This window comes from uncultured Porphyromonas sp., assembly GCF_947254915.1.
GTDB lineage: Bacteria > Bacteroidota > Bacteroidia > Bacteroidales > Porphyromonadaceae > Porphyromonas.
Genome location: NZ_CAMYEZ010000122.1, coordinates 1 through 6,356, shown reverse-complemented (window position 1 = coordinate 6,356; position 6,356 = coordinate 1). Strand labels below are relative to the sequence as shown.

Annotated in this window: 4 protein-coding genes and 1 pseudogene; all 5 read left to right on the top strand. The window is 54.8% G+C overall.

Features of this window, described 5'->3' with window-relative positions:
* Nucleotides 1–537 (top strand): annotated as a pseudogene (locus Q0X57_RS07130) (cell division protein FtsA); the annotation flags it as partial.
* Nucleotides 538–588: 51 nt separating this feature from the next.
* Nucleotides 589–2,010, top strand: a complete 1,422-nt coding sequence (gene ftsZ / locus Q0X57_RS07125) for a cell division protein FtsZ (protein ID WP_297729580.1) — start codon at nucleotides 589–591, stop codon at nucleotides 2,008–2,010.
* Nucleotides 2,011–2,025: 15 nt separating this feature from the next.
* The gene (mtnN, locus tag Q0X57_RS07120) at nucleotides 2,026–2,778 is read left to right on the top strand and encodes a 5'-methylthioadenosine/S-adenosylhomocysteine nucleosidase (RefSeq protein WP_297729577.1); all 753 of its coding nucleotides are present in this window, start codon (nucleotides 2,026–2,028) and stop codon (nucleotides 2,776–2,778) included.
* Between the two features lie 70 nt (nucleotides 2,779–2,848).
* Entirely contained in the window at nucleotides 2,849–4,015 is a 1,167-nt protein-coding gene (locus tag Q0X57_RS07115; protein WP_297729574.1) for a DUF5074 domain-containing protein, read from the top strand.
* 116 nt (nucleotides 4,016–4,131) lie between these two features.
* Nucleotides 4,132–6,156: a TonB-dependent receptor gene (locus tag Q0X57_RS07110; protein ID WP_297729570.1), complete on the top strand. Its 2,025-nt coding sequence runs from the start codon at nucleotides 4,132–4,134 to the stop codon at nucleotides 6,154–6,156.
* Nucleotides 6,157–6,356 lie beyond the last annotated feature (200 nt).

Here is a 6,356-nt window from a genome sequence, read left to right as displayed (position 1 = left end):
CTCCGTGTCATCGACGACTTCGAGGCTGGTGCGCGGCTGGGCTCTGGCATTGTCTTAGCGGGACAAGGCGCTCTGATGACAGGCTTCGTGAACTACCTACAGGGCGAGAGCAAGTTTGTCTCGCTAGCTCGTGAGTTCAACGATAAGGTTTACAAGGGCGATACGCCTCTCTCTGGAGATGTAGACTACGCTGGTTGTGCAGGACTCATCTATCGTGCAGAGGTCAACTGCATCGGCTCCTTTGATGCACCTCAGAGTACCCCCGTTACGTCAAGCAAGGTCGCCACACCAGCGTCACAAGCCACGGTACAAGCCAGCCAGCCTGTGGAAGCTCACGAAGAGGATCATAGCACTGCTACACCTCAAGAGACTATCGAGGAGCAGCCCCAGCAGCAACCTCAGACATCTCTCTTTGACCTGCCCGACATTGATCAGCCTCGCAAAGCCACAAAGCGGGAGCATAAGAGTGCCAAGCGGAAGAAGTCCTTCAATTGGTTCTCCACGATTAAGGATGTGCTGACCGACGACATTCACTAGTCAGTCCCACCCTCTCTCCCATTTTATCTAACCTCTTACCTCTTTCGACAAATGGATAACGCAGACAAGCTCGTCAACTTCAAATACAACAAAGCGGTTGCTCAGAAAAAGCTGATCAAGGTGATCGGCGTAGGTGGTGCTGGAGGCAATGCCGTCAAGCACATTCACGCTTCTGGACTCCAAGGGGTATCCTATCTGCTCCTCAACACAGATGAGCAAGACCTCGCCAAGAGTGGGCTAAAAGATGTAGCCGTCATCGGACAGAAGCTAACCCAGGGACTGGGCGCAGGAAGTAAGATTGAGGTCGGCGAAGAGGCCGCCCTAGAAGACCGAGAGCTCATCCACTCCCTCCTTGATGACAACGAGACCCAGATGGTATTCATCTGTGCTGGTATGGGAGGTGGCACAGGTACTGGCGCTGCGCCTGTCATTGCGAAGATAGCTCGTGACATGGGACTGCTCACGGTCGGCTTTATCTTCATGCCTTTCGTCCGTGAGGAGAGACAGCGTATGATCAAAGCTGCGCAAGGTGCCGAGCGCATGCGCCAAGAGGTGGACTCACTGGTTATCATTGCCAACGAAAACATCAACCAAGTCTACGGAGAGCTACCCTGGGACGAGTCTCTCAACAAAGCAAACGAGATCCTAGCCAATGCCGTTCGCGCCATCACCATGGTCATCACCAACGAGATGGAGATGAACCAAGACTTCGCCGACGTACGCACCACGCTCAAGGACGGAGGCATCGCACACATCAGCATCGGCTACGGCGAGGGACCCGACCGTGTGAGCAAGGCTATCGACTCAGCACTGCGCTCTCCGCTACTCAACAACGACGACATCACCACGGCGACGAGGCTACAGCTCGCTATCTTCTACGACCCGTCCGACGCGTTGACGACCGACGAAATGGACGAGATCAAGAAGCTCACCTCCTCCATCCGCAATCTGCAGAACAACAAGTCAGGTCACGCCTTCAACGAGGAGCTAGGCAACAAAGTGATGGTCGTCATCATCGCTTCAGGCTTCCAAAAGGAGGCGCATATGCCTATGACCGCTATGGATGTAGAGGACTATGTGCGCCAGACGGAGATCGAGAAGGAGCAAAACAAGCTACTCAACCAGTATTACTCCGAGTTCGACCTTGAGCCTCGTAGCTCTCTGCCCACCTTCGTGCCTATCGTGCTGACCGACGACGAGCTAGATCGTGACGACCTGATCGACTACCTCGACGAGGAGCCCGCTAAGAACCACAGCTACTCAGAGGTGGAGGAGCGACGTGCTAAGTATAAGTACGGCAACCAGACACCTGCTATGTCGCAAACGTTGGACACCTCAAAGGTTGCTCAGCGCTCCACGCCAACTAGAACGCCTAGCGCAGACGTAGAGGAGCTCCCCAGCGTAGATCCGACACAGGAAGGCGCCGAGCCCACCACCCAACCAGTCAATCAGCCCAAGATCATCAAGTTCTGATCAAGAGCTAGTCGCATGTTCCCCTCCATTGTCCTGCTATGCGCCATGAGTAAAGAGCGCATGGCGATACACTCTGCTATAGAGACTCTAGCTCCCGCCGTGAAGCTAGTGGAGCGTACTTTGGTTGAGGAGGCACCTTTTGCCAGTTATCGCTACACTTTACGAATAGAAGGGCATCAGACGGAGTGGACCTTTCACCTCCTTGAGACAGGCATCGGCAAGGTTCACGCAGCGCTTGCCACACAGCTAGCGATAGTGCGCTACCAGCCCCAGCTATTAGTCAATGTCGGTGTGTCGGGAGGGCTTTACGCAGGAGCGCAGGTCGGCGACCTCTGCCTCTCGACAGCTTACCGCTATCACGATGTATGGTGTGGCAAAGGCAACGAGCGTGGACAAGTACAGGGCATGCCCGCACAATATTCAGCAGATGTGACAGCCATGTCAACTGTGGCTAAGCAACTACGCATACCACTTCACGAAGGGTTGCTCCTCTGTGGCGACACCTTCATCCCCGATGCCGATCACTTGAGAGCCTTCGCACAGCAATACCCCGACCTCGTCGCAGTCGATATGGAGAGCGCCGCCATCGCTCAGACAGCTTACCTATATCATACGCCACTCGTCAGCCTACGCATCGTCAGCGACACCCCACTCACGAGCCAAGACCACAGCAAGCAATACGCAAGCTTCTGGCAGCAGAGAGCCAGCGCTCTAGCCCCCTTTGCAGATGCCATACGGATTATCTGCACACTGGCTGGAAGCCTTTAGTATACCCAAAGGCTCCAGCTCCAATTCGTTTCACTATATTTGCAAGCAAATAACCCCAAACTAATCAATTATGAATCACTTGTATCGCAATCTACTCCTACTCTGTATCCTCAGTCTAGGACTTCTCAACTCTTGTCGCGAGGACGACCCTGTCGTACCTTCCGACTCCGAAGTAATCGCAAACAGTTCGCAGGTCAGCGGTGGTATCACTGGCTTCTACCTGCTCAACGAGGGTAACTTCCAGGCAAACAACAGTTCGCTGGACTACATGAACCTCGTTAGTGGCACCTACACCCGAAACATCTACGCTACGATCAATCCTAACGTCGTCAAGGAGCTTGGCGACACAGGCAACGATCTGCAGATCTACGGCTCTAGGCTATACGCAGTCATCAACAGCTCTAACAAAGTAGAGGTCCTCGATGCTCAGAGCGGTAAGCGCATCGGTCAGGTGGACATCCCCAACTGTCGCTACATCTGCTTCGATAGTGACAACGCTTACGTCTCTAGCTACGTCAGCACGAGCACACGAGACGCTAAGGGGCAAGTCCGTGGCGCCGTCTACCGTGTCAACCTCAACACGCTCGCTATCACAGGGCAAGTCGTCGTAGGCTACCAGCCTGAGGAGATGGTTATCAAGGGCGAAAGACTATACGTCGCTAACTCTGGTGGCTACATGAAGCCAAACTATGAGCGCACCCTATCAGTCATTGACCTTAAGAGCTTCACCGAAGTAGACAAGATTGAGGTCGGTATGAACCTCCACCGCCTCAGAATGGACCACAACGGTAGACTATGGGTCACCTCTCGTGGTAACTACGGCAACGTGCCCTCGAACCTCTACTACATAGACCTAGATCCAGCTACGCAAAAGGTGTCAAAGCTCGACTCGCTCAATATGCCTTGCGCTCAGATGGCCTTCTACGGTGACAAGCTCTACTACTACAGCAGCGTCTGGGATAGTGCAGCTCAGAAGATGAAGATAGGCTTCGGTCTTGTAGACATCAACGCTGCTAAGCCTCTCGCCGAGAGCTTCATCACCGACGGTACGGATGCCAACATTCAGACCGCTTACGGTCTCGCCATCCACCCCGCTTCAGGCGACATCTACATTATGGACGCCAAGGACTATCGCTCTAGTGGTACGCTATACTGCTACACCCCCGATGGCAAGCTCAAGTGGCAGACCACCCGCACGGGTATGTTGCCCAATAGCATTGCATTCGTAAAGAAGTAAGCAGACAGCACAAGGCACACGACTAGGTGCCCATCTCTGTCCGTTAGACAGCTACGTAGGGGCGGACTCTTAGGGAGTTCGCCCCTACTCTTTTTACATCTAGGACTTCTATCCCGATGGCTACTCTCATCCTCTCTCTACTCCTCCTCTGCGCCACCACACCTCAGCTATGTGCGCAGCAACCCTCCCCACACGACACCGTACAGACGCATCTATTAGAGACCGTCGTGGTGCGAGCTCCCCGCGAGCCAGACTACAAGCGCGGCGTCATACCCGCACAGCAACTCTCAGGGCAAGAGCTCAAAGCGCTCAGTGCCTTCTCCATAGCCGATGCGCTCCGCTCCTTCTCGGGCGTTCAGGTCAAGGACTTCGGCGGAGTCGGTGGACTCAAGACGGTCAATATCCGCAGCATGGGCACCCACCACGTCGGTGTCTTCTACGATGGGGTCGAGCTGAGCAATGCGCAGAATGGACAGATAGACCTCGGCCAGTACTCCCTCGACAATATGGAGGCGATACAGGTCTTCAATGGGCAAAAGGGTAGCTACCTCCAGCCTGCCAAAGACTTTGGCTCTAGCGGTACCGTCTACCTGCAGACACGCAAGCCTACCTTTACCGATGGTGCGCAGACCAATCTGAGAGCAACTCTACGGACTGGCTCCTTCGACCTCTTCAACCCCGCCATACTGATCGAGCACCGCCTAGAGCCTAGGGTCACCATGTCCTTCAATGCGGAGTGGATCAAGAGTAGCGGCAAGTACAAGTTTAGGTACAAGAAAGTCCTTCCCCTCACCCACGAGATAGCCTACGACACCACAGCCGTCCGGCACAATGGAGACATCAATGCCACACGACTTGAGGGCAATCTCCACATCGGTCTCCCCGACGGGCAGATGCTCGTCAAGCTCTACAACTACAACAGCGAGCGAGGCATACCCGGCACTATCGTCAATAATGTGTGGCGTCGTGGTGAGCGCCTCTGGGACAACAACAGCTTCGTCCAGACCACCTACGAGCAGCAACTCAGCGACCGCATACGTCTACACGCCATCGCCAAGTATGCCTACTACCAGACCCACTTCGTGCGCAGCGAGCCGACAGCCGCCTTCAAGGTGGACAACCTCTACCAGCAGCAAGAGCTATACGGTTCGGTTGCCTCAGCCTTTCAGTTGATCGACCACTGGTACCTCTCCGCCGCCTATGATCTGCAGTGGAACAAGCTCGATGCCAATCTCTACGACTTCGTCTACCCGCACCGCTTCACCCACCTGCTCGCCCTCGCCTCGACCTATACCAACGATTGGATCAATGCGCAGGTCAGCCTCCTCGGCACGCTAGCTCAGGACAAAGCGAAGCTACTCACACGGGCTCCCCTCTTTCGCAAGCTCACCCCCGCAGCCATCCTATCGGTCAAGCCGTGGGAGGCGGTTGATCTACGACTTAACGCATTTTATAAGCAAAGCTTTCGCCTACCCACCTTCAACGATCTATACTACACCGAGATAGGCAATGTCAAGCTCGACCCTGAGCACACCACCCAGTACAACGTGGGTCTGCAGTACCAGCTCGCACCGCAAAAGCCGTGGCTCCACACCCTAGACTTCAAGGTAGACGCTTACTACAATCTCGTGACCAACAAAATCATCGCCTACCCCAAGGGACAGCAATTCCGCTGGACCATGATCAATCTCGGCAAGGTCGACATACGAGGCATCGACGCTCAGTGTACCTGGAGCCTCGTCCCGATCCGTGACCTGCAGCTATCTCTGCGGGCTCAATACACCTACCAGAGAGCCATCGAGGTCACTGATCCTAAGGAGAGCTACTACCGCCACCAGATCCCCTACATCCCCTGGCATAGCGGCTCCGCCACGGCTATCCTGCAGTACAAGGGGTGGCAGCTCAACTACAACTTCATCTACGCCGGCGAGCGGTACAGTCAGCTGGAAAACTTCCCCGAGAATCATCTCCAGCCGTGGTACACCAACGACCTAGCCCTCGCCTACGAGCGCACCGTCCGAGGGTACGGCCTGCGTCTGCAGCTCGAGTGCAACAACCTCCTGAGCCAAGCCTACGATGTTGTCGCCAACTACCCCATGCCCCTGCGCAACTACCGTCTTACGCTCATCGTGAGCCACTAGCCCAGCTAGACGCAGCGATAAACTTCGCTCCAACATTTGATCAGAGGAGATGTCGTCATCGGCGTCTCCTCTCTTTTTGTCGTCTCATCCGCCTCTTTCCTTGGTCCCATCGGATGAAACTAAAGTTTCAAGGGGACTGGCACCAAAGTTTCATCTAGGTGAAACTGGAGTTTCCTCCGAGGAAAATGGATTTTCATAGG

Excerpts from the sequence above, each read along its gene's own strand:
- ftsZ (WP_297729580.1), top strand. The coding sequence starts at position 589 with ATGGATAACGCAGACAAGCTCGTCAACTTCAAATACAACAAAGCGGTT.
- mtnN (WP_297729577.1), top strand. The coding sequence starts at position 2,026 with ATGTTCCCCTCCATTGTCCTGCTATGCGCCATGAGTAAAGAGCGCATG.
- Q0X57_RS07115 (WP_297729574.1), top strand. The coding sequence starts at position 2,849 with ATGAATCACTTGTATCGCAATCTACTCCTACTCTGTATCCTCAGTCTA.
- Q0X57_RS07110 (WP_297729570.1), top strand. The coding sequence starts at position 4,132 with ATGGCTACTCTCATCCTCTCTCTACTCCTCCTCTGCGCCACCACACCT.